The following is a 22,175-nucleotide window of genomic DNA, read 5'->3' as shown; positions in this document are numbered from 1 at the left end:
AATGCAAGTCCTACTGCTCCAGCGATCGATTTTTGGGGAACGCACCATGCACATTGATTGAAACTGTGATACCAAATCCTGTTATAATAAAACGAGATATAGGGTGCGTCCCACGCAGCCTTGACCTTTTTGAAAACACTTTCAATGATGTAGCTATGGACTGGGAAACTCGAATTACACTAAATCCCGATATTTTGGTGGGAAAACCTATCATTAAAGGAACAAGGATTGCGGTTGAATTTATCATCGATCTTCTCGCCCAAGGTTGGAGTATGGACACTTTACAGTTATTGAAGAAGACAAAATTAGAATGAGAGACTTAACGGTGCGATGCCGAAGGCACTGCGTAGCAGTACGCCGATCTTGTAGGGTGCGTTCCTTAATGTGGCTCCTACTGCTCCAGCGATCGATTTTTGGGGAACGCACCATGCACATTGATTGAAACTGTGGGTTTAAGTGCGTTCCCTAATGCAAGTTAAAGTCAGATGTAGGCTGGGTTGACGAAAAGAAATCCAACAACTTCTGGTTTAATCCCCTCCGCCACCTCAACGATAGACACCTCCATTGCTCAGGGTAAAATGAAGGGGCATAGTTGAAAAGAGGTCAAATCTATGACAGTTCGACAACCCCGCTACAGCAAAGAAGAGTTTGCCCGACGTGGCGATGAGATTTATGAATCTCAGGTGCGCCCCCAAATTGAGGAAGGTAATCATGGCAGAATTGTGGCGATCGACATCGAAACTGGAGCGTTTGAGCTTGCCGACGATACGATGACTGCGACTCGGCGACTTTATGAACGATTGCCTGATGCTCAGCCTTGGGTTGTTCGGATCGGCTATCGCGCCGTTCATCGTTTCGGCGCACGGAGTTTAAAAGACGCTCTATGATGATGCAGGGTTACGTCAATCAGAATTACGAAGCAATGCTTTCCTTGGTTGTGAGGAACGGCGACAAACTTAAATCCATTACTGCTGTGATCGATACAGGGTTTACAGGGTTCTTGAGTCTCCCGATTGCTACTATTAGAGAACTTGAATTGTCTTGGAGTTACCGCGATCGGGCAACCTTGGGCGATGGTAGCGAAGTCTTATTTGATATCTATGATGGCATGGTGATTTGGGGTGGGCAGTATCGAGAAATCGAGATTAATGCAGCAGAGACAGAGCCATTGATTGGAATGAGCCTGTTGCGCGGTTATCGGTTGCAAGTCGATACAGTCCAAGGCGGATTGGTTACGATTTCGGAGTTACCGATCGCAGTTTAGAAGCTGATCGTGAGGCACGGTCTAACAGGAACGTTAGTGCGATTGCTGATCTTGTAGCTTGGGTTGACGAAAAGAAATCCAACACCTTCGGAACTAAACTGCGAACGCTAATCTTGTATTGTTCTTAACCTTATACCAATTCTCCAAAGTCTGACTACAGAAGTTTAATCCCCCTAAATCCCCCTTAAAAAGGGTGACTTAAATTCGATGTGTAGTTTTCATTTAGAGAAATGGTATTAAATAGGGTTTGCTGAATAAATCTAAAAACTTTGTTGGATAAGACTTTTAGACCTTTTGGAAATCAAAAAGTACCAGTTCTGGGAGAGATCGGGGGAAAATTCAGGTACTTTTTCTCTGAAAATTAGGTAATTGACCAGATGAGAATCGGTAAAAACCCACACCCCACACCCTGTCCCCACACCCTGTCCCCACGAAAAACTTTTTCAGCAGACCCTAAATAGCCGTTGAGCTACATGAGCATATTCACAGATTGACAGTCAGCGAGGCATTCAGCTATGTTTGAGACATTTAGAGCAAAACTTTTGAATGCCCACGCTTTTGACCGTTGGCCCATATCGATTCTTTTGCTACGCAGGCGATGGCAATGAGCCACCTCACATCCATGTTGAACGAGATCGAGAGATCGCTAAATTCTGACTTCAGCCGGTTCGTCTTCAGAGTAACCAAGGATTTAACCGCACCGAAATTAACCGCGTTCAAAAACTTGTTCAAGAAAACCAAGAACAATTACTAGCAGGCTGGAATGACTTTTTTAACGAATGAAGTATTTGAAACATTGGCAATTCAGCAATTGGCCATCACAGATGACACACTCAGTGTAGATTTGTCTGATGGGCGCACTATATCTGTTCCCCTGGCATGGTATCCTCGGCTCCTGCATGGCTCAACTGAGGAGCGCAATGATTATCGCTTGCTCGCTGGTGGCAGTGGAATCCATTGGAATCAACTAGATGAAGACATTAGCACTAAAAACTTGATTCTTGGCCAACCATCAGGGGAAAGTCAAAAATCCTTGAAGCGTTGGTTAAATAATCGAGTAGCGACTGTCTAAGAAATCACTGCAGCCGACCTGTGTTATATTATTTTTGGATTAGCCAAAATCAATAGCGGCGGGTGAGTTCGGGCGTTACGCGGCAAGTCCTCGGTTAGGACAGTGGCTTGAAGTTGCTTGCGGGGCATTCATTGACGATAAAAATTGCTTGGCATGGATAGCCGTAAAGACAATTTGTAACTACAATTGGTTATTGTAGCTGTCGTTCGGTTATGGAATATAAATGGGATGAAGCAAAACGTCTTGCTAATCTTCGTAAGCACGGAATAGATTTTACCGATGTTCCAGCCGTGTTTGATGGGGATATTGTAACGGTTGAGGACGATCGTTACGGTTATGGAGAGCAGCGTTTTGTCACATTCGGTTTGTTGCAAGGGCGAGTGATTGCCGTTGTCCATACAGAACGTGAGGATTGCACCCGGATTATTTCTGCAAGAAAAGCGACGAAATATGAACAACGAACCTACTTCGAGCAACTCTCAAACTGATTGGCAACGATTGGATGCAATGAGCGATGAAGATATTGATTTATCAGATTGTCCAGAGATTACGCCAGAAATGTTTGCTAAGGCGGTAGTGCGGCGGGGTTTACCTGCTACAAAAGCCAAGGCTCAAGTTATACTCCCCATTGATAGCGATGTATTGTAAAGTTTCAATAGAAATATAGTTAGATATAGTCAGGCATGGCAATATATGGACATGAAACTATCAGACTATTGTTCGTCACGGGATTTGCTTCGTGTAGGCTAGACTGTAAGCAGCTAACTAAATCACCCCTAATTCTTGTGATAGAGATTTCCCCATGCCCCAAGCCTTGAAAGCAATTTATCATAGTGGTACGTTCATCCTTCAAACAGCTTACGATTTACCTGAAGGCACTGAGGTGGAGCTTTTTGTCAAATCACCTCAAATTATTCCCCCAAAGATTACCGATATTGCGGCTAGGCAGAATTTTTTAAGGCTGCTTGTTGAGCGAATGCAACAAAACCCCATTCCCTCTGATGCTCCCCAGTTTACTAGAGATATGTTGCATGAACGCTGTTGACACAAATGTTTTAATTTACGTCAATGATTCGCGTTATCCTAGTAAGCAGGCAATCGCAGCTTCTCTAGTAGCTAATCTGACAGAGGGAGTTTTAATTTGGCAGGTTGCCTGCGAATATTTAGCGGCAAGCCGCAAACTTGAGCCATTTGGGTATTGCCTATCCTTTGCACACCCAACGAACTGATGGGAGATTAAGTCATGTGGACAGATGAAATTGTCGAGGAGATCCACCGAATCCGTGAAGAGTATGCCAAGTCCTTCAACTATGACTTGGATGCAATCTTTGCAGACCTACGCAAAAAGGAAGCAGCAAGCGGCAGAGAAGTCGTAAACTTATTGCGAAAGCCCAGTCTAACAAGTCGTTGGAGCGGCCAGGCTAGAGAGCTTGATGATGGGATCAAGGATGCTAACCGCCGCTCAACTTAGTTGTTCCCCACTTCCCACGAAAAACTTTTTCTCTATGTGGGGAAAGATTCGCCAATAGACTGGACAAGAACCTCTAGATGGGCGAGGCTATGGGTGGCCATGGCAGTAAACCGCAGACGACTGGTGGGAACGGTAGGAGGACGAATGGCGGGGGCAAAAATGCCTTTTTCTAGCAGTTTTTGCGATAATTCTAGGGCTTGACCCGGATTGGCTACCGGTAAACATAAAATCGCCGCTTCCGAAGGCAATATATTAAGATTATTTAATTTACTCTTGACAAAATTAATATTTTGGTGTAAGCGTTGGCGACGTTCCGGTTCCAGACGAATAATCTCTAAAGCCATTCTAGCGGCGGCGGTGTCGGCGGGGGATAAACCGGTAGTATAAATCCAGGTGGCGGCGCGATTGCGGATAAAATCGATAATTTTGGCGTTTCCAGTCACATAACCCCCTAAACTGCCTAAAGCTTTACTCAGGGTCCCCATCTGAATTAATTCCCGTCCTTGACAACCACAATATTCCACGCAACCTGTGCCATTTTCCCCCATAACCCCAGTAGCGTGGGCCTCATCCACCAAAACCATGCAATTATAAATCTCGGCTAGAGCGAGAATTCCCGCCAGGGGACAGATATCCCCATCCATACTAAACACTGTATCAGTGAGCAGTAAACAATGACGATAGTGATGACGGTGGGCTAATAACTGATTTTCTAAATCTTCGAGACTATTGTGCCGGTATTCTTTCACCGTGGCACCGCTTAACTTGGCTCCATTGTTGAGGCTAGAGTGATTGTACTGATCGCCTAAAATCAGGTCTTTCTGCCCCACTAAACAGGTAATTGTCCCCAAATTGGCTAAATATCCCGAACTAAAAACGATCGCGTCTTCGCTATTTTTAAAAGATGCGATCGCTAATTCTAAGTCTCGATGAATATCTCGGTGTCCACTTAATAGACGCGAGCCGGTGCTTCCAGTTCCATAGCGTTGTGTGGCTGCCATGGCTGCCGCGATCATTCTTTCATCGGCTGCTAATCCCAGATAATCATTACTGGCAAAATTAATCAGCGATCGACCCTCTAATTCTATAACGGCTCCGCCCCGGCCTTGAATGGTTTTAACCCTTCGATACCAATTGGCCCGATGGAGGGTTTTTAAGCTATCCTCGATCCAAGAATAAGGATGATTCATAGGCGATTGATCAATATAGCGGTTAGCTAGGGAAAAATAGCCAGATTGTTGGCTAAAAAAGCTCTTTTAAGGGTTAATAGATTCGTAAAAACGACAATCTTGACAGGGACCTGGGGGGTTAATCGCACAGCGTAACAGTTCGGATCTGGCGTTAAAACGACAACTAGCATCCCCCATCACCCAACGTCCTTCAATCAAACTTTTTTCGTTAGGAGTGGGAGCAGTTTGTACATAAAGGGATATTTTGCGTAAACAATAGCCACCAATCTTGTATTGATACTGGTGGTGACGTTCCAAAACCGCATAGGTTTGTCCTTTTAAGGCCAAATAATTACCCGGTTGTGGCATCCAATCCAACTGTATCTCTCCCAAACTTTGCCGCGGATGGGTTAGAATAACCTCCGTTGTTAATGAATCTTGCTCCATGATTATCCCTGTATTCTGGGCTACCTTTGCTCAATGGTAGCCTAGATCTCTGGCTCTCTTATTCTTTGTGTGATAAGTTTAACTTATATAATAGCGATCAATCTTTGTGTCCTTTGTGTCTCTGTGGTTCGTTCCACTCACTCTAGAATTGCCAATTTCCCGATTAGAGTAGAAGATAAACCGCAGGATTTTTCCGAGAATTGACTTTATGGTTTACCCCATCCCGCCTGAAGATAATCTACCGCAAAAATTTCCGAAAATTCCCTTAGATCGTCGGGCCTATGCTTTCCTGATCGACTTTGCCTCGATCTGGTTTTTAAGCTCCTTTGCTAATAGTGCGCCTGTACTGCAATTTTTCCTTTTTCTCCTGATTTGGTGGTGTTTGCGGGTGTTATTGGTGGCGCAGAATCAGGGTCAGAGTTTAGGACGTTGGGCCCTGGATATGAAGATCATCGATCTACGACTTCAGCGTTTACCCGGAATTTTGGAGTTAAGCAAAAGAGAGGCGATCGCTGGTGGCGGGGCAGCTTTAATGATGGTAGGGTTAAATACTTTTTTTGGCAATCCTTTAAGCTTGATTTTATTATCTTCGCCCCTTTTCGCCGATTGTGGTATGGCGATCGGTGATGAGCAATTGAACCGCGCTTTCCACGATCGCATCGGTGGCACGATTGTTATTCCCACCCGTCGGGGTTTTTCTCTCGATCTACGTTTAAGAAGGCTTTGGTATCAAGTTAAGGGCAGAATGAGAAGATAAATAGCAGTTATCAGTTATCAGTGATCAGTTTTAAGTTTTGAGTGATACTAAATCCGGTTATTAAAAACTGGTTATTTATTCCCCCTTTTGCCTTTTGCCGTTCGGCTGTCCTGATATATAGCCTATACTCAACGGATTTAGTATTATTCCGCCATCCGACGGGCATCGGTGGGGGACAAGAAATTAGTCTATTAGGAGTTTACCAAAATGTCAGAAGACAGATTAGAGCGGATCGAGAAAATAGTGGAATCGAACGCTCGCGCTATTCAAGCCCTAGCTGATGCCGTCGCTAGTGACCGCGAAGAACGGAAACAGGAGAAAAAAGGGCTTTACGATTACCTAGCTCGAATAGCAAGCGCACAATCAGATTTTTATGAGACTCAAGCCGATTTTTACCGGCATCTAGAGAGAATGGATGATCGACACGCTCAAATGATTGAAATCATCCGACAGATTAACGAGAACAGAAGCGATCAAGTCTAACCTCTAGAAGTTGCCCGTAGCCGTGCCTACGGGCTTAATTAAGCCCGTAGATATTTTGATAATGAACGCTATAGCAGTTTTCATCAGAATGAGACATGGGCAAGGAGCTTAAGTCCTTTGTTGGCAAAACTTGTCGATACCTCAATAACGTGAAAAGCGCTATAAATAGGGTCTGCTGAAAAAGTTTTTCGTGGGGACAGGGTGTGGGGTGTGGGCTTCGGCCGTGAGCTCAGCCGAACGGGTGTGGGGTTTTAGCGGTTTTGAGGTGGCCAATTACCTAATTTTCAGGGAAAAAGTGCCTCAATTTTCCCCCTCATCACTCCCATGCCTGGTACTTTTTGATTGATAAAAAGTCTAAAAGTCTTACCCAACAAGGTTTTTATAATTATTCAGCCAGCCCTAAATAGCAGTTTCCCAGCATCTTTTCACTGTTTACTGATCACTGATCACTGAAAAAGGCGGGATCGGCCGGGATCGAACCGGCGGCCTAGTGCTTAGGAGGCACTCGCTCTATCCAACTGAGCTACGACCCCAATTTTTTCCCTAACCATGATAAGACATCCACGGCTAAATTGCTGATTGCCATGGATTATTTAGGTTTTTTTTGGGGGGGGGTAATCTCGACTAATCCAGCAGAATAAGACCTCGATACTCACCCCCTTTTTTGTTTTATGGCCGCAACCTTGGCAGTATGTTAATTTTATTTGCCCTTGAGGGCTTTTTGAAAATTCTTGCGATAGGCGGGATTAACAGCCAACAGAAGCGGCCAGAACAGCGTTAGAGCCAAACGATTGGGTAAACTGGAACTAAAATTAGTGCTTCTGTACCCATTCCAGAATTTCCAACCACCGACACCATAAAAAATTATTAAGATAAAAACAACGAGTCTCATGCCATCTCATCCTTGAATTTAGACAATTCACACCTCCCATTTTAAGCTTGGGTTTTGCCGACTTGGGAAAAGAAAATATTGTCCTGAATCCGGGAGACAGTGTTAGAATGCCGGTTAGGAACTAGCTCGATCGAGATAGGAAAACTAAAGCCAGAATTTGAAAAAACTATTTAAAAACGGCGAAAAGATAGCCTTGGGAGGAAGTTATGCGAGCGGTACTAATGGCAGGTGGTTCGGGGACAAGATTACGTCCGCTTACTTGTGATCTTCCCAAACCGATGGTCCCGATTCTCAACCGTCCGATCGCCGAACATATTATCAATTTACTACGAAAGCATGACATTACCGAAATTATCACCACCCTGCACTATCTCCCCGATGTCATGCGCGACTACTTTCAAGACGGCAGCGACTTTGGGGTAAAAATCACCTACGCTGTGGAGGAGGATCAACCCCTAGGCACCGCAGGATGTGTGAAAAATATTGCCGAATGGTTAGATGATACCTTTCTGGTGATTAGTGGCGATAGTATCACCGATTTTGACCTGCAAAAAGCGATCGCATTCCATAAAAGTAAAAACTCGAAAGCAACCCTCGTCCTGACGCGGGTTGCCAATCCGATCGAATTTGGGGTAGTGATTACCGACAAAGAAGGCAGAATTCGCCGTTTTATCGAAAAACCATCCACCAGCGAGATTTTTTCCGATACCGTCAACACCGGAACCTATATTCTCGAACCAGAAGTCCTCGATTATCTCCCCTACAAAGAAGAAGCCGACTTTTCTAAAGATTTGTTTCCGCTGCTGCTGCAAAGGGGCGAACCTATGTATGGTTATGTGGCCGATGGTTATTGGTGCGATGTCGGTCATCTGGAGGCCTACCGAGAAGCGCAATACGACGCTTTATCCGGCAAAGTTAACCTAGAATTTCCCTATCGAGAAAAATCCCCCGGGGTGTGGGTCGGTACTAATACCTATATCGATCCTAGCGCCCACATTGAGGCCCCGGCCATGATCGGCAATCATTGCCGTATTGGTGCAAATGTTCTGATCGAGAGGGGTTCGGTTATCGGCGATAATGTCACCATCGGTGCTGGGTCCGATCTGAAACGTCCCATCCTCTGGAATGGTGTGGTGATCGGGGATGAGGTCAATTTAGCCGCTTGTACGATCGCTAGGGGAACCAGAATCGATCGACGGGCCCAGGTACACGAAGGTGCGGTGATCGGACAATTATCGATCGTCGGGGAAGAAGCGCAGATCAACTCTGGAGTAAGAGTCTGGCCGAGTAAACAGATCGAATCGGGAGCCATCCTCAATATTAACCTGATTTGGGGAAATACTGCCCATAAAAACCTCTTTGGTCAACGAGGAGTATCGGGCCTCGCTAACATCGATATCACGCCCGAATTCGCCGTTAAACTGGGGGCATCCTACGGTTCCATTCTGAAACCGGGGTCAACGGTAATCGTCTCCCGGGATCAACGTAGTGTCTCGCGCATGGTCAGTCGATCGCTGATTGCCGGTTTAATGTCCGTGGGAGTTAATATCCAAAACCTACAAGCGAATGCTTTACCGATTTCCAGGACTTTAGTGGCTAAATTAAACGTAGTCGGTGGCATTCACGTTCGTATTCATCCCGATCGCCCGGATTTTCTCTTAATCGAGTTTTTAGACGAAAAAGGGATTAATGTTTCCAAAGCGAGGGAAAAGAAAATCGAAGGGGCCTATTTCAAAGAAGATCTGCGACGGGTGGGAATGCAGGAAATCGGCAGTATGTCCTATCCGGCTGATATTCTCGATAATTACCGCAAAACCTTTGAAACTCAGCTAAATGTAGAGGCTATTCGCAATAGTGGTTCCAAAATCGTCATTGATTACGCCTACGGAGTCTCAGGGGCAATTTTACCAGAATTACTGGCCAAATTTGGCTGTGATGCCGTGGTTCTCAATGCCAGTTTACGTCAGAATGCCCTTTCCATGCAGGAAAGAGAGTTACTGATCCATCAATTGGGCCATGTGGTGGAGGCCCTGAAAGCGAACTTAGGGGTACAGGTTTCGGCCAACGGGGAACAATTAGTCCTCGTCGATGAGAGTGGTTTATCGATTCGCGGGGAACAATTAACTGCTCTAATGGTGAATACAATTCTGACCGCCCATCCTCGCGGTACAGTGGTAGTGCCGGTTCATGCTTCTAGTGCCGTGGAACAGATCGCACGTCGTCACGATGGCCGGGTGGTGCGGACAAAAGCCAGTCCTAGCGCTTTAATGGAAGGATGTCAAACCAATCCTAATGTGGTTTTAGGAGGCTCTGGGCAAACTGGCTTTATTTTTCCGCAATTACATCCCGGTTTCGATGCCATGTTCAGCGTGGCGAAACTTTTGGAGATGTTAACCATTCAGGAACGTTCTCTAGCTCAGGTGCGGGCCGAGTTACCGCGCATTTATAATAAGAATACGGCGGTGCGCTGTCCTTGGAAAGTCAAGGGATCTCTGATGCGCTATCTGGTGGAAACTCACGCTACCGATAATCTAGAGTTGATCGATGGGGTGAAGGTGATTAATCCCCTTAATGATGACTGGGTATTGATTTTACCCGATGCCGGAGAACCTTTAGTACATATCTATGCTAACAGTGAGCAGCGGGAATGGGTCGATCGGACAATTAAAGAATATCGTCATCGTGTCCAATATTTCGTCGAACATTACCAGGGCGAAATAGTGATGATTTAGGATTTTTCTGCCCTATTAGCCCCGAAACTTGACTATGATGACTTTTTTGGACTAAAAGGTGGCGTAGCCCTGTAGATGCTCATTTTTCCCGCAAAAGGAAGGCGATTCGATCGGCCGCTGCCTCACCGGTGCGGATCGCTCCCTCAAAAAATCCCGGCCAGCGATCAGCCATTTCTGTGCCGGCCCAGTGAATCGGTCCGACGGGAGTAAAAAGAGCCTCGCCGAAACTTGTCCAGACTCCGGGGGGCATAAAAGCGGAATATGCGCCACCAGTCCAGGGATCCCCGGGCCAATCCACCTCATCGTAACTGATCGGGAAAAGTGCCTCTTGACCGAAATAAATAGCTAAATCCGAGAGGACGGCGGCACGACGCGCCGGGCCACTCATGGAGCGCCAACGGTTATAGCGATCGCCAACCACAAAGGTGGCGATTACCCCGATGCCGGTTTCGGGATCGGAACTATCAGCACAGAGTTCCAACCATTGACAATTCCCTTGAGCAAGTCCCGCTAGTCCCTGTTTTCGCCAGAAAGGTTGCTCGTAGGAAATCAGGATTTTAGCGCAGCATCCCATCGGTACTCGTTGGGTTAGTTGTTCTCGCTGGGGTGGTAGCGGGGGATGATAAATAATGCGGCCGGCAAGATGGGGCGGCATGGCAATGATGGCAAATTTGGCGGTAAAAGTGTTCTGGCTGGTTTCTACGGTCACGCCGGCCGAGTCATAATTAAGGCGAAAAACCGGTTCCCCCAGTCGAATTCGCTCTCCTAACTCCGCCGCGATCTTGTCGGGAATTTGTCCGGCTCCGCCATGGATCAGTTCGGCTTCTGGATGTTCAGCTTGAGCGGCGCAATTTTGTCCCCAAAGAACGTGCAGCAGTGAGACTTGGTGGGGTTCGGCCGGTCCGAGAAACCCCACTGCACGGGCCATATAAGCAAAATACCATTGACCAAAATCTGTGGTGGTGTTTTCTTCAATCCACTGGGCAAAAGTTTTACTGTCTAGTTTTTTGGTGTGATCGTTGCTTTGGGGATAACCAGAAGGTAGGGTTTTGGCTAGTTCTTGAAAACGCGCCCATGCTGACATCGCATCTTGCCATTCTGCCGGGCCGATATCGGGTACTTCTCCCTCGTGGAAACCTTGAAAAAAACCATTGAATTCATAGCGTTTGTTGTTGAACACTAGGACAGTTTTTCCCTGATTGGGAGAGGGAAAACGACGTATTTTATACTCGTCGAGGAGGGCTAAAAAACGCTCTTGGGTTGGGCCCACCCACTGACCACCTCGATCGATCCACTGTCCGGAGGGGAGATATTGACCAGACATTCTACCACCGTAACGATTTCGCGCTTCGATCACCAGAACTTGATGACCTTGCCTCTGGAGATTCCGCGCGGCGATTAATCCTGCTAATCCCGCCCCGACAACGATACAATCATAGCTAGTCCACTGGAGATTTGTCATGATTTTAGCCCCACAGAATATTTTATAATTAACAATTATTATTTTCCCCGATTTTTGCCTCAGTTTCTCTATCCATTGGCTCTTTTGATTAAATTATCTGCTGCTATCAATGTTTGATCTTCTTAGCGATCGCTTAAGCCAACACCTAGAACAAATTGTCCGAGAAAGAAACCCTTTTTTCTCTAGTCAAGGACATTTTTATGTGCGAGAATACCTGCGACAAGAGTTAGGCAATTGGGGAAAGGTTGAATCACATTTTTTCTCATTTCAGGGAAAAGTTTACGAAAATTTAATCTTGGATTTGCCTAACAACAGTCAAAAACCTCCGATTTTAATTGGCGATCATTATGACACGGTGCCGGGGTCGCCGGGGGCTGACGATAACGCCACGGGATTAGCGGTATTATTAGAATTAGCGAGGTTTTTTGGGGAAAATCAGGCTAATTATCCAATTCGTTTAATTGCCTTCGATCTAGAAGAATACGGATTACTGGGGAGCATTGCCTACGCAGAAAAATTAAAACAAACTAAGCAGGATTTAAGGTTAATGTTATCCTTAGAAATGCTCGGTTACTGTGATAAAAATCCCCATTCTCAAAAATATCCGGCTTTTCTAGAATATTTTTACCCCAACACTGGGGATTTTATCGCTTTGATTGGCAATCTCAAAACCCGCAAGGATTTAAATTTTCTCAGTCGAGTCCTGCGAGAAAATCAAACTCCCTGCGAATGGTTGCCCGTAATTTTTGGAGGTTATATCGTCCCCGATACTCGACGCAGCGATCATTCTCCTTTTTGGAGTCGCGGTTATTCGGCAATTATGGTGACAGATACGGCTAATATGCGTAATCCCTATTATCATAGTTCTCGGGATACAATCGCTACTTTGGACTTAAATTTCCTAACACGAGTCTGTCAAGGTCTCTGTTTTGGATTGCAATCTTTACCGATGAGATAAAAGCAGACCACGGGGGAACTTGTCACAGTAGTCCAGTAGGGTGAGTTACGCTAACGCTAACGCACCAATCCCAGTTAGAAACCCAACATTATTGACGACATTGGTGTGGTTGGGTTTCGCTCAAGCGTCACTAATATTTGACAGACAAAAGTTATTATTGCTCAACCCAACCTACTGCTTAAGTCACTTGTCTTGGCAAAATTAAAGTCTATCCCGTGTTTTTCGATATCTATGTTGTTCTTTCGATCATCTCACTCAAACTGGATTTTTTGTACTTCACCGCCGAACAATTTTTTAAAATTCCCTTGGTGTAACGATCTCTGTTTTCCCATAGCGTTGCAGTATAAGCAAATCATTGTCACCAGTAATGAGATAGCGTGCTTCCCCACTGGTTGCCAGATTTAGGAATTTATTATCGTCTCGATCTCGGCAAATTTCAGTGTGGTCAGTAGGTCTAATCAGCAGCGAAATTTCCAAAATTCTTACTAGCAGTTGTCGGCGCTGCTCCAGTGTAATGTACCTCTCGAACTTTGGGAGAAGAAGTTTTGTGACCAACTCGCCTATGGTTGCGGGACTTTGCAGAATAATAAAGTTATTAATCGCGTATTCTACAGCCAAAGCTGGTGTTGTCGTACTGCTTAAGGCGAAGCTTATAAAGACGTTCGTATCGATAACTATGGGTTCACGATTCATCTACTAAAAGCTCTTCCAACTTCTCATCAGTCAATCCCTGACTCTTGGCATAAGCACGAATTTCATTCACCACTTCCATCAAGGCTTGGGTGGTTTCGTCCTGTTCGTTTCCCGTCATCTCATGATTCTCGATGGTGAAATCGACACACGCATGAGCAGACAAACCTAACTGCTCGATCGCTGTGGGAATCTCGCTAATTTTAACGTTTCGGATCGTTGCTTTCATCGAAAATTTTGGGTCTGAAACCCCGTCGTAGAACGACGGCTTTACTGTTAAATATGAGCATCGTTTACGAAATATATGCTAAAATGTGAGGCTTAGTGCGGTTGGGTTTCGCTTAAGCGTCGCTAATAGTAGTATCCTAACATCGGCAACAAATAAACCTCCGCAAACCATCTGTAACCATTGCTGGCGAACAGAATTTCGTTGGACGATCAGTAATGTGGTCAAAACAGTTATCGTAGGGCGTTGACATCTTTTTTTCTCCGAATCACCCATAATCTTATTTTAACCGTTCAGGGGGCGGTTATCAAGCCGCCATTAGTTTTGTAATGGGGATTTATGCCCCGCTCCAAAAACTTTTCGTCTTAAGGCGAGGTTTTAGACTAGATTTTTTCGATAAAAGCAGACCACGGGGGAATTTTTCGCCGCACCAAAGCTATGTAAGAATCATCACTTTAAGCGGTGACATTTTCTGTTTCTGCTGGTTGAATTTCCGGCATTTCTACTTTAATTAAACTCACTCTAGCACGATAAAGTAGTTTTTCCCCATGACGATAGCCCCGATAACGCACTAGAACTGGTGTACCGATTGCTGCTTGACCATCGATCAATTGATGGATTTGCGGATCGTAACCGACATGATCACCGACACTGTGAATTGGTTGCACTCCCCAGCGCTCCAGTAACTGCATAATCGGTTTAACTAGGGAGAGGATTTTGACGGCTGCTAGGTCGGGATTTTTGCGGGCAACGGCCTCGGCCGTGGGCCATTGAACTAACCAAGATTCGATCGCTTCGATGCTTTGACGTTGAAATTCTGCGGCTAATTCTTCTTTTTGCTTATCTAATTTTTGCTGTAAATTTTGATACTCTTGTTCGAGAATTTTTAATTCCCCTGAACGATCCTCTGTCCCCATCGTCGGGATTTGAAAATGAGCGAGGAGATCGCTAACTGGCAGCTGCAGCGCATTAGCTAATTTCACCAAAGATTCAGAGGATAATTTGGCGATTAAACCATGGCGAACTCTCTGCAATTGCCAAGAAGATAGACCCGATAACTGACTCAATTCTTCCAGATTTTGACAGCCAATTTCTGCCATTAACTGCTCTAATTTTTGCCGATGATATTTATATAAGGACTCATTCATGGGACTTCTCAGCTTAAGCGATGTGTTTAGCTAAAACAGATTTAGGAGCGCGACGAACTCGACAGAGAATTGTTTCTTTACCGAGACGCTGATGAGCGGCAAAGCGATGGCAACCAGAAAAACCGTAGTAGTTACCATCCACCTCCAAAACATCGATCGGTTCTCGTAATCCCTCCTCAGCGATCGATTGCATCAACTGATTAACTTTTTCGGGATCGGTTTGTCGCGGTAAAGGACGACGAATTTGGGATACAGGAATGTTTTTAATTTCCATAGTGTCTTCACTATAGCACATTTAGGCTAAACTGAAGATAAGTTGACTCGGTTGCTGATGCAGTAGTCCGCCTCGTTGCCGGTAGTTTTCTGACCACAGACAAGATTTTATTCCTAAATCCTCTCCTTTGCTGACTATGACTATTCCTCCTATCAATGAAAAAATTATCCGGAAAAATACCACCAATGCTTCCTATCAGCGCGGTCAATATTATTACGATAAAGGTGCAGTTATTTCTCTTTGGCAACGGGGGCAAAATCTACAAGCTTTAGTGAGTGGTAGTGAGGTTAAACCCTATCGAGTTGCCATAGATTTTAACCAAGAAAACCTTGAAAATGTCTCCTGTTCCTGTCCCTACGATTATGAGGGTTGGTGTAAGCATATTGTGGCGGTTTTATTAACCTGTTCTCGCCAACCAGAATTAATTATCAAAAAAGCCTCTCTAGAGGAGTTATTGACACCGATCGATGAAAGTAAATTAAGAAAATTACTTAATCATTTAGTGGCTAAACACCCAGAAATTATCGAGACAATTGATAAGTTTTTAGTGCCAGCTACCCCAGTTAATAAAGCGCCAGGTAAGATAACTATTAATGTCAAAGCTTATCGTAATACTGTCCTTAATGAACTGCGGCAATCCCTGCGAGCGATCGAAGAAGATTACTGCGAAGAAGATCCAATTTCTGATGAAATTTATGCCCTGGTGGATGAGGCCAAAGATTATTATCAAAAGGGAGAACCGGATAACGCGATCGCTATTTTAGAAGCAATTATTAGCGCCTGTATCGAGGAATGGGATAATTTAGAAGATTACGGTGCTGTTAATGATGATTTAAGTGCTGGAATCGATCGAGTTCTAACTACGGCAATTTTAAGTAAAGAATTTAATCCCCAAGAAAAGCAAGATTTAAGGGAAAAGATCGAGCAATGGCAGCATGAATGGAGTGCCGATTTTGAGATGAGTTTAGCAGCCTTACAACAGGGATGGGATGACCCTGTTTTAGAGAAGATTTTACGAGGAGAATCGGCTAATTTTTCAGAAATGTGGTCAGGGAATATCCCCGATTATGCCCAAACATTGACTTCTATTCGCTTAGAAATTTTTGAGCAACAGGAAAAAGATCAGGAGTATTTGAATCTAGCTTTAGCTTCAGGACAAGTGGTAGAATACCTAACTAAGTTAGTCTATCTTGATCGCATTGACGAAGCGATGGCAGCGGCAAAAAATATGATAACTAAAAACGATGAAGCCTTCTTTTTTGCCAAAGCTTTACGCGATGAATCCGCACCAGAATCCGCTCTCATAATTGCCAGGGGTGGTCTAAATTTCCCAGGGAATTATTATTATCAATTAGCTCTCTGGACAAGTGAACTAGCGCAATCTTTAGGGGATATAGATACAGCTTTGGCTGCTAGAATTAAGGCATTTCAAGACCAACCTTCCTTCTCCCATTACCAAAAAATTGAGTCTTTAGCGGGGCAAGATTGGCCCGATTTAAAATTAGACTTGTTAGATTACTTGCGCGAGTTTAGCGGTGGACGTTCCACAGAGGCTAAAATCGATATATTTCTCCACGAAAATTTAGTTAGAGATGCAATTAAAGTCGTTTCTGATAATTCCTATGTGCAGTCTCACCTAATTTGGCGGATAATGGATGCGGCTGCTACCGTCGATCCTAACTGGGTGATCGATCGCGCGCGTCCTCCTGCGGAAAAGATACTCGACGAAAAAAAGGCTGATCGCTACGAAGAAGCGATTAAATGGCTGAAAAAAGCTCGTAATGCCTTTTATATGTCGGGAAGACGGGAAGAATGGCAAACTTATCGGGAAAGTTTAATTAAGGAACACGGACGCAAATCGAAATTTATGGGGTTATTCAAATATCAGGATTTACAATAATTTAAGCTTGTAGCCGTCAGTTATCGGCTAAAATCAGGCTTTTTTTAGCTTGTAAAGCGGGAATTTGTCCTCAGCTTAAGTCTAGTGATGTTTCGACGCAAATTCTTTTATGCTACAAATTGAAGTGCGGAATGTAGGTTGTAGTAAGTAGTCATGCAAAATAAATTTCCTAGTGAAGACAGGCAAGAGGCAATAGGCAAGAGGCAAAAGCTTTATCGAAATGTGTAATTAATTTTGCTTAGGTACTTATCTTCTCGACTATAGCAGTTTTCATCAGAATGAGGTATGGGCAAGGAGCTTAAACCCTTTGTTGGCAAAACTTGTCGATACCTCAGTAACGTGAAAAGCGCTATCTTTTATCGGGAAATTTCAAATCTGCTTTGGCTATTACAAAAATTCATATTTATGTCTTGTGAACCTGCTACAGCTAAACGCAATGCTTAGTTACTGGTCAGTTGTTTCTGGTACTATCGTCACCTCTACCTCCATCATATTCTCCTTCTGCCCCTTCACGTTAATCTTCTTCACCGTCCCAGAATAAGACGATTGCACCTCACCCAACCCTTTGATACTAAATCCGTTGAGTATAGGATACATATCAGGACAGGCAAAAGGCAGCTGATAACCGCTCACTGATAACTGCTCACTGAAAAGGCTAACGGTTATAAAACGGGGACGGGTAAATAAACCTTTTCTACCGTAGGAGAAAAACCTAGCCATTGACGAGATAAACGGGCAAAAGTATCGGGATCACCGCTAACTGCGAAGTTAGTAGGAAGGGATGTTTCGGGATTTTTTAGTCCTAATAATTCTAGCTCTTTTTCCGCCGCTCGGACAACGGCAGCGGCGGGATCTACCAACCGCACGGAACTAGGTAAAAGACGACGTAAAACCGGGGAAAGATGGCGATAATGGGTACAACCATAGACCAGAGTATCAATATTTTCTGCCAGTAAAGGCTGAAGATATTCCCTGGCCACTTGGGTGGTGTAGGGGTCAAAAATGCGGTTAGCCTCGATCAAAGGGACAAATTCAGGACAGGGAATTTGCCAAACTTGGGCAGTAGGATCGATTTCTTGAATCGCCTGTTTATAGGCATTACTTTTAGCCGTAGCCGGAGTAGAAATCACCCCAATGCGCTTTCCTTGTTTAACGGCAGTTTTGGCCCCGGGCAAAATTACCCCCAAAATTGGTAAATCTTTAAATTCGGCCCGTACTTCTTCTAAAGCCAAGGCGGAACTGGTATTACAGGCCATAATCACCATTTTCACCCGGCGCTCGCCCATCCAAGTGAGAATTTCCCGGACAAATTCGATAATTTCCCCTTTAGAACGGGTTCCGTAGGGAAGTCTAGCGGTATCAGCGAAATAGAGAATCGATTCTTGGGGCAGTTGTCGATACAATTCCCTTAAAACGGTCAGTCCACCCACACCACTATCAAACACACCAATCGGACTAAGTTGTGATTCTCTCATAGATAATATCGAGGAAAACGCTGATCTAAAATAGCTTTATTTGATGATATTAAAACACGGATTTTTTGATTGGTAAACTAATGCTCCAATGATTTAATCATTAACGGAGATTTCGTTGAATATATTCAATAATCCCTCCTGCGATCGCCGCCGCCATTTGTCGTTGAAAGTTGACATTGGCTAATTTAGCAGCATCCTCAGCGCCGGTGACGAAACCCACTTCCACGAGGGTAGAGGGCATTCTGGAGGTTCTCAGCACATAGAAACGGGCCCGACGCACCCCCCGATCGCGCATATCGACACTGCGGACAATATTGCGATGGATGGTGTCCGATAAACGGCGATCACCGAAGTAATACACCTCTATGCCATTGACATCCGGTCGTGCTTTCCCCATAGAGTTAGCGTGGATACTGACAAATAGATCGGCATCGATCCGGTTAGCCATATCCGTGCGCCCTTGCAGGGTGACAAAGAAATCGCTGTCTCTAGTTAGACGCACATCGATGCCCTGTTGTTGCAGGATGCGGGTAACTTCTAGGGAAATGGGCAGAATTACGTTTTTTTCCTGAAGGCCACCAATTCCGATCGCCCCCGGATCCTTACCACCGTGGCCTGGATCGATCACCACCAGAAAGCGGCCATTACGTTGTTGGGGGGGATTAGGAGTGGGGTTAGAGGGGCGCGGAGGTGGGTTAAATTGCCCCGTATCTGGGGGTAAAGGGACAGGTATAGTGGTGGAGTCAGGAACCTGAGAAACGGGGCTAGAATTGCGGGAGGAAAGCAATTCTAGGGCTAGGGTTTGACTGTCCGATTGAGTTAATTGTCCCAGTTGAAACCCTGCTGCGGTCTGTACCAAAATCAGCACCTTATTGGCGCTTTCCTGACGTACCCGCAATTGATAGATAGGACTATAGCGACCGAAGCGCGGACCGCGAAAAGACTCGGCCAACTTAGCATTTTCGATGCGTAGTTCATAGACACCATCCCGGTTAACACTGCCGTTAGCTTTCAGGGGTGAATCCGCACGAATTAAGAGGCGATCGTTATTACCCGTCAGATCGATCGAGGAGATCGTGGCCAAACGATTGCTAGAAGGGGGATTATTGGCAGTTTTCGGGGGGGGATTGTTGGGGCGAGGATTGGGATTAGTGGCTCTAGTGGGGGGAGGAGAGGAGATATTATCCACGGAACCCAGACCCCCCCTAGGCAGTAAAACCAAGCCACCAAAACGACTATAGAGAGCTTGCCAATCGGGGCTATCCTTATTAACGCTCAGGGAAATCTTGGCCCGTTGATTGGCAGTCTGACTGAATTGAATATCGCCGACCCCATAGCGATTGACGGGGATAGTTTGACCGCTGAGACTGCTGGGTAAAGTGGCCCCGGGTAATTCAAATTCGATTTTTTTGCCGTCGCGGCTGCGTTGACTGCGGATCGATCGCTCATCACCATTTTGCTCTAAACGGACAAAAAGACCATTGCGAGTGATCTGAAAATCATCGTTGTTCTCCGTCTGGCTAACTGGAGGTGGGGGAGTGGGACGGGTGGAACCGCGATCGGGGGGAGGTGTGGGGTCAGGGGTGACGGGGGGTTGCGTTTCCTCCCTAATCGGTTGGGGTTCTGGCAATTCCACTGTCCATTGGGTGGGCGAAATTCCGCGAATTCTTACCTGTTGAGGATCGACGGTGTAGCCGGGGGCCAATTCAATCACTAAACGGGTAGTTTCCGCATCAAATTGACCAATACGGACACTTCTGACGATATTGCCAATGGGCCGGTTAATATTGGGTTGCCCTAACTTGATCCCGGGCAGATCGATCACGATCCTGGTGGGGTTAGTGATCATTTGCGCTCGCGGTTGCACTCGATTGTCGGTGGTGAAGACCAGACGATTCTCATTGGTGTCGAATCGCCAAAAGACGAGCTTGCCAGCCCAAGCAGGGGCCGCCACCAGCAACCAAGTTAATGCGCTTAGGAATAACCAATGAAATCTCACGATCGATGCTCCCGTTGCTCGGTTATCAATTACCTTTTTTCGGTAAAAATGGACGATTTTGTCGATTTTTTGCCATCCATAGCTCCCTTAATGCTCTGAGAATGACTATCAATAAAAACAAGCTTATGGGACGTTGGCATGGTCTGCTATGTTTCTTGAGGGCTGGCGGTGGGTTCTTTAAATACTAACCTTAACAGGGGCGGAGCGACAAAGGTGGTCAAGATCACCATCATAATAATGGCTGCATCGGTAGCGGGGGATAAAGCACCACTAGCAGCCCCGACTCCAGCAAAGACTAAACCCACTTCACCCCGGGGAATCATGCCAACTCCGATCGCCAAGCGATTGAGTTTTTCCTTACTGAAAACGGCCAACCCTGTCACCACTTTACCCAAAATCGCGACGACAATTAGGAAAGCGGCCAAGACTAATCCTTCTCGATTGCTGGGAATAGCGGGATTAAGCACACTTAAATCGGTTTTTGCCCCCACACAGACGAAAAATATCGGTACAAATAAATCGGCGATCGGGAACACTTGTTCTGCCAATTCCGATCGCTTTTCCGTTTCCCCTAGGACTAAGCCCGCAGCAAAGGAACCGAGAATCGCTTCTAATTGGATAACTTGGGCAATATAGGCAAGAATAAAAGCGAAAATCAGGGAAACTAAGAGCAATTGTCCCCTAGTTTTCATGCTATTAACTAATTGAACGTAAAAGGGGCTTAAAAAACGACCGATCAGGATCGCCCCCACCACAAAAGCGCTAGAACTAATAACTAGATAAATTACTTTGCTAATTTGCACTTCTCCGGTTTTCACCAAAGAAGCAACGACAGCGAGGACGATAATACCGAGAATATCATCGAGAACCGCTGCCCCGATAATAATTTGACCTTCTTTCGCCGATAACTGCCCTATTTCTGCTAAAACCTTGGCGGTAATGCCGATACTGGTAGCGGTTAGAGCTGCCCCGGCAAAAATAGCGGGAATGGTGGCCAGATGGAAAATATAGATTAAACCCAAAGTACCCACCAAAAAGGGAACCGCAACCCCCACCACTGCGACAGCAGCTGCCTGTGGACCGACGCGAATTAATTCCTGCAAGTCTGACTCTAAACCAATCTCGAACAGCAGGATAATTACCCCCAATTCCGAGAGGACGGAAATCACCTCACTGGCAGCACTAAAAACGGCGGGAGATTGCTCTGGGGTGAGGGATGACGTGGATTCTAGGAAATGAATTAGGAGAGAATCCTCGAATCCCGCCCCTCCTTCTGGAAAAACCAGTAATTTTAGGGCAGAAACCCCGATAATCACGCCACCGACTAATTCTCCTAGCACGGGGGGCAAGTTGAATCGAACGCATATTTCCCCCCCCAGTTTACAGGCGAAATAAATAACGGTCAAACTCAGCAGCACGCAGGCTAAAACTAAGGCACTATCGGCAGTTTCGACCGTAGCTGCCGAGGCTAACAGGGGAATGTTAAAACTCCAAGCGGAAGAAAGGAAAGGCTGTAATATCATCGCTCGCTCAAAATTACTCCCAATACTCTAACAAGCTGGCGGCCTATTCTGTTATTCCCTATTAAACTTTGCCCCTTGTCCAACTTCTACGAGGGTTCGGCCGTGGTCAGGTGAGGGTCATATAAATTGTCAGACTTGTTATTATCGACGATAATAGGGGGCAAAACAGCTAATAGTTGACTCCACATCCTATTTTTGACGACTACCGCCGCAATCATCGCTGTAGCACCGCC

At 45.5% G+C, this 22,175-nt stretch carries 24 protein-coding genes, 1 tRNA gene and 1 pseudogene; 14 read left to right on the top strand and 12 right to left on the bottom strand.

The genetic code is table 11. The features are described from left to right. Positions 1-155 precede the first annotated feature (155 nt). The 9 genes and pseudogenes from IM462_RS10110 to IM462_RS10070 all read left to right on the top strand — a co-directional run bounded on the left by IM462_RS10110 (position 156) and on the right by IM462_RS10070 (position 3,807). Positions 156-314 carry a DUF433 domain-containing protein gene (locus IM462_RS10110; protein ID WP_002752935.1) on the top strand — a complete coding sequence of 53 codons (159 nt, stop codon included), beginning with the start codon at positions 156-158 and terminating at the stop codon, positions 312-314. 297 nt (positions 315-611) lie between these two features. Next, entirely contained in the window at positions 612-887 is a 276-nt protein-coding gene (locus IM462_RS10105) for a hypothetical protein (protein ID WP_002752933.1), read from the top strand. Continuing rightward, positions 884-1,264 (top strand): clan AA aspartic protease, encoded by a 381-nt coding sequence (locus IM462_RS10100; protein WP_002770875.1) that lies wholly within the window; start codon positions 884-886, stop codon positions 1,262-1,264. Before IM462_RS10105 ends, IM462_RS10100 begins: the two co-directional genes overlap by 4 nt. Before the next feature lie 546 nt (positions 1,265-1,810). Next, positions 1,811-2,047, top strand: a pseudogene (locus tag IM462_RS10095) (DUF4160 domain-containing protein). Then, positions 2,028-2,336 (top strand): DUF2442 domain-containing protein, encoded by a 309-nt coding sequence (locus IM462_RS10090; RefSeq protein ID WP_287699804.1) that lies wholly within the window; start codon positions 2,028-2,030, stop codon positions 2,334-2,336. The pseudogene IM462_RS10095 and the gene IM462_RS10090 overlap by 20 nt, the downstream one beginning before the upstream one ends. Before the next feature lie 212 nt (positions 2,337-2,548). Beyond that, the gene (locus IM462_RS10085) at positions 2,549-2,824 is read left to right on the top strand and encodes a BrnT family toxin (RefSeq protein ID WP_002795802.1); all 276 of its coding nucleotides are present in this window, start codon (positions 2,549-2,551) and stop codon (positions 2,822-2,824) included. 19 nt (positions 2,825-2,843) lie between these two features. Then, positions 2,844-2,984: a hypothetical protein gene (locus tag IM462_RS10080; RefSeq protein WP_223210631.1), complete on the top strand. Its 141-nt coding sequence runs from the start codon at positions 2,844-2,846 to the stop codon at positions 2,982-2,984. A gap of 154 nt (positions 2,985-3,138) precedes the next feature. Next, positions 3,139-3,381, top strand: coding sequence for an antitoxin family protein (locus tag IM462_RS10075; RefSeq protein WP_287699803.1), 243 nt, complete (start codon positions 3,139-3,141; stop codon positions 3,379-3,381). Between the two features lie 198 nt (positions 3,382-3,579). Further along, entirely contained in the window at positions 3,580-3,807 is a 228-nt protein-coding gene (locus IM462_RS10070; protein ID WP_016516502.1) for a hypothetical protein, read from the top strand. A gap of 32 nt (positions 3,808-3,839) precedes the next feature. Here IM462_RS10070 and bioF read toward each other — a convergent pair whose 3' ends face one another. After that, a complete protein-coding gene (gene bioF / locus IM462_RS10065; RefSeq protein ID WP_287699802.1) occupies positions 3,840-4,997 on the bottom strand; it encodes an 8-amino-7-oxononanoate synthase in 1,158 nt (385 codons plus the stop codon). A 66-nt stretch (positions 4,998-5,063) separates the two neighbouring features. Then, positions 5,064-5,423: a DUF6464 family protein gene (locus IM462_RS10060; RefSeq protein WP_287699801.1), complete on the bottom strand. Its 360-nt coding sequence runs from the start codon at positions 5,421-5,423 to the stop codon at positions 5,064-5,066. 208 nt (positions 5,424-5,631) lie between these two features. On the opposite strand from IM462_RS10060, the gene IM462_RS10055 reads away from it, so the two are divergent. Both IM462_RS10055 and IM462_RS10050 read left to right on the top strand, forming a co-directional pair. Then, positions 5,632-6,180, top strand: a complete 549-nt coding sequence (locus IM462_RS10055) for an RDD family protein (RefSeq protein ID WP_159294702.1) — start codon at positions 5,632-5,634, stop codon at positions 6,178-6,180. Between the two features lie 207 nt (positions 6,181-6,387). Next, positions 6,388-6,663 (top strand): hypothetical protein, encoded by a 276-nt coding sequence (locus IM462_RS10050; protein ID WP_287699800.1) that lies wholly within the window; start codon positions 6,388-6,390, stop codon positions 6,661-6,663. 459 nt (positions 6,664-7,122) lie between these two features. Here the strand turns inward: IM462_RS10050 and IM462_RS10045 are convergent. Then, positions 7,123-7,196 (bottom strand) — tRNA-Arg (locus IM462_RS10045). A 167-nt stretch (positions 7,197-7,363) separates the two neighbouring features. Beyond that, positions 7,364-7,555, bottom strand: coding sequence for a hypothetical protein (locus IM462_RS10040; RefSeq protein ID WP_104396538.1), 192 nt, complete (start codon positions 7,553-7,555; stop codon positions 7,364-7,366). A 206-nt stretch (positions 7,556-7,761) separates the two neighbouring features. Here IM462_RS10040 and IM462_RS10035 point away from each other — a divergent pair, with 206 nt between their 5' ends. Beyond that, positions 7,762-10,287, top strand: coding sequence for a mannose-1-phosphate guanyltransferase (locus IM462_RS10035; RefSeq protein ID WP_287699799.1), 2,526 nt, complete (start codon positions 7,762-7,764; stop codon positions 10,285-10,287). Between the two features lie 79 nt (positions 10,288-10,366). Here the strand turns inward: IM462_RS10035 and IM462_RS10030 are convergent, their stop codons facing one another. Further along, the gene (locus IM462_RS10030) at positions 10,367-11,749 is read right to left on the bottom strand and encodes a flavin monoamine oxidase family protein (protein ID WP_287699798.1); all 1,383 of its coding nucleotides are present in this window, start codon (positions 11,747-11,749) and stop codon (positions 10,367-10,369) included. Positions 11,750-11,858: 109 nt separating this feature from the next. On the opposite strand from IM462_RS10030, the gene IM462_RS10025 reads away from it, so the two are divergent. After that, positions 11,859-12,707 carry a M28 family metallopeptidase gene (locus tag IM462_RS10025; RefSeq protein WP_287699797.1) on the top strand — a complete coding sequence of 283 codons (849 nt, stop codon included), beginning with the start codon at positions 11,859-11,861 and terminating at the stop codon, positions 12,705-12,707. 294 nt (positions 12,708-13,001) lie between these two features. Here IM462_RS10025 and IM462_RS10020 read toward each other — a convergent pair whose 3' ends face one another. The 4 genes from IM462_RS10020 to IM462_RS10005 form a co-directional block, all read right to left on the bottom strand. Further along, positions 13,002-13,400: a putative toxin-antitoxin system toxin component, PIN family gene (locus IM462_RS10020; protein WP_287699796.1), complete on the bottom strand. Its 399-nt coding sequence runs from the start codon at positions 13,398-13,400 to the stop codon at positions 13,002-13,004. Next, on the bottom strand, positions 13,390-13,626 hold the full coding sequence (locus IM462_RS10015; protein ID WP_002763414.1) for a hypothetical protein: 237 nt from the start codon (positions 13,624-13,626) through the stop codon (positions 13,390-13,392). The genes IM462_RS10020 and IM462_RS10015 overlap by 11 nt, the downstream gene beginning before the upstream one ends. Positions 13,627-14,078: 452 nt before the next feature. Continuing rightward, a complete protein-coding gene (locus tag IM462_RS10010; protein WP_287699795.1) occupies positions 14,079-14,771 on the bottom strand; it encodes a helix-turn-helix domain-containing protein in 693 nt (230 codons plus the stop codon). A 13-nt stretch (positions 14,772-14,784) separates the two neighbouring features. Then, positions 14,785-15,066 (bottom strand): ParB N-terminal domain-containing protein, encoded by a 282-nt coding sequence (locus tag IM462_RS10005; RefSeq protein ID WP_287699794.1) that lies wholly within the window; start codon positions 15,064-15,066, stop codon positions 14,785-14,787. Positions 15,067-15,181: 115 nt separating this feature from the next. Here IM462_RS10005 and IM462_RS10000 point away from each other — a divergent pair, with 115 nt between their 5' ends. Beyond that, a complete protein-coding gene (locus IM462_RS10000) occupies positions 15,182-16,945 on the top strand; it encodes an SWIM zinc finger family protein (RefSeq protein WP_287699793.1) in 1,764 nt (587 codons plus the stop codon). Positions 16,946-17,607: 662 nt separating this feature from the next. Here IM462_RS10000 and murI read toward each other — a convergent pair. From murI to IM462_RS09985, 3 genes are all read right to left on the bottom strand, one after another. Next, positions 17,608-18,420, bottom strand: coding sequence for a glutamate racemase (murI, locus tag IM462_RS09995; protein WP_287699792.1), 813 nt, complete (start codon positions 18,418-18,420; stop codon positions 17,608-17,610). 100 nt (positions 18,421-18,520) lie between these two features. Beyond that, positions 18,521-20,419 (bottom strand): N-acetylmuramoyl-L-alanine amidase, encoded by a 1,899-nt coding sequence (locus IM462_RS09990; protein ID WP_287699791.1) that lies wholly within the window; start codon positions 20,417-20,419, stop codon positions 18,521-18,523. Between the two features lie 146 nt (positions 20,420-20,565). Further along, complete coding sequence (locus IM462_RS09985) at positions 20,566-21,942, bottom strand: cation:proton antiporter (protein WP_287699790.1); 1,377 nt, start codon at positions 21,940-21,942, stop codon at positions 20,566-20,568. Between the last annotated feature and the right edge of the window lie 233 nt (positions 21,943-22,175).

It is taken from the genome of Microcystis sp. M144S2 (assembly GCF_020246065.1).
In the GTDB taxonomy this organism is placed as follows: Bacteria; Cyanobacteriota; Cyanobacteriia; order Cyanobacteriales; family Microcystaceae; genus Microcystis; species Microcystis ichthyoblabe_A.
This window is presented reverse-complemented; position numbering and strand designations above follow the sequence as displayed.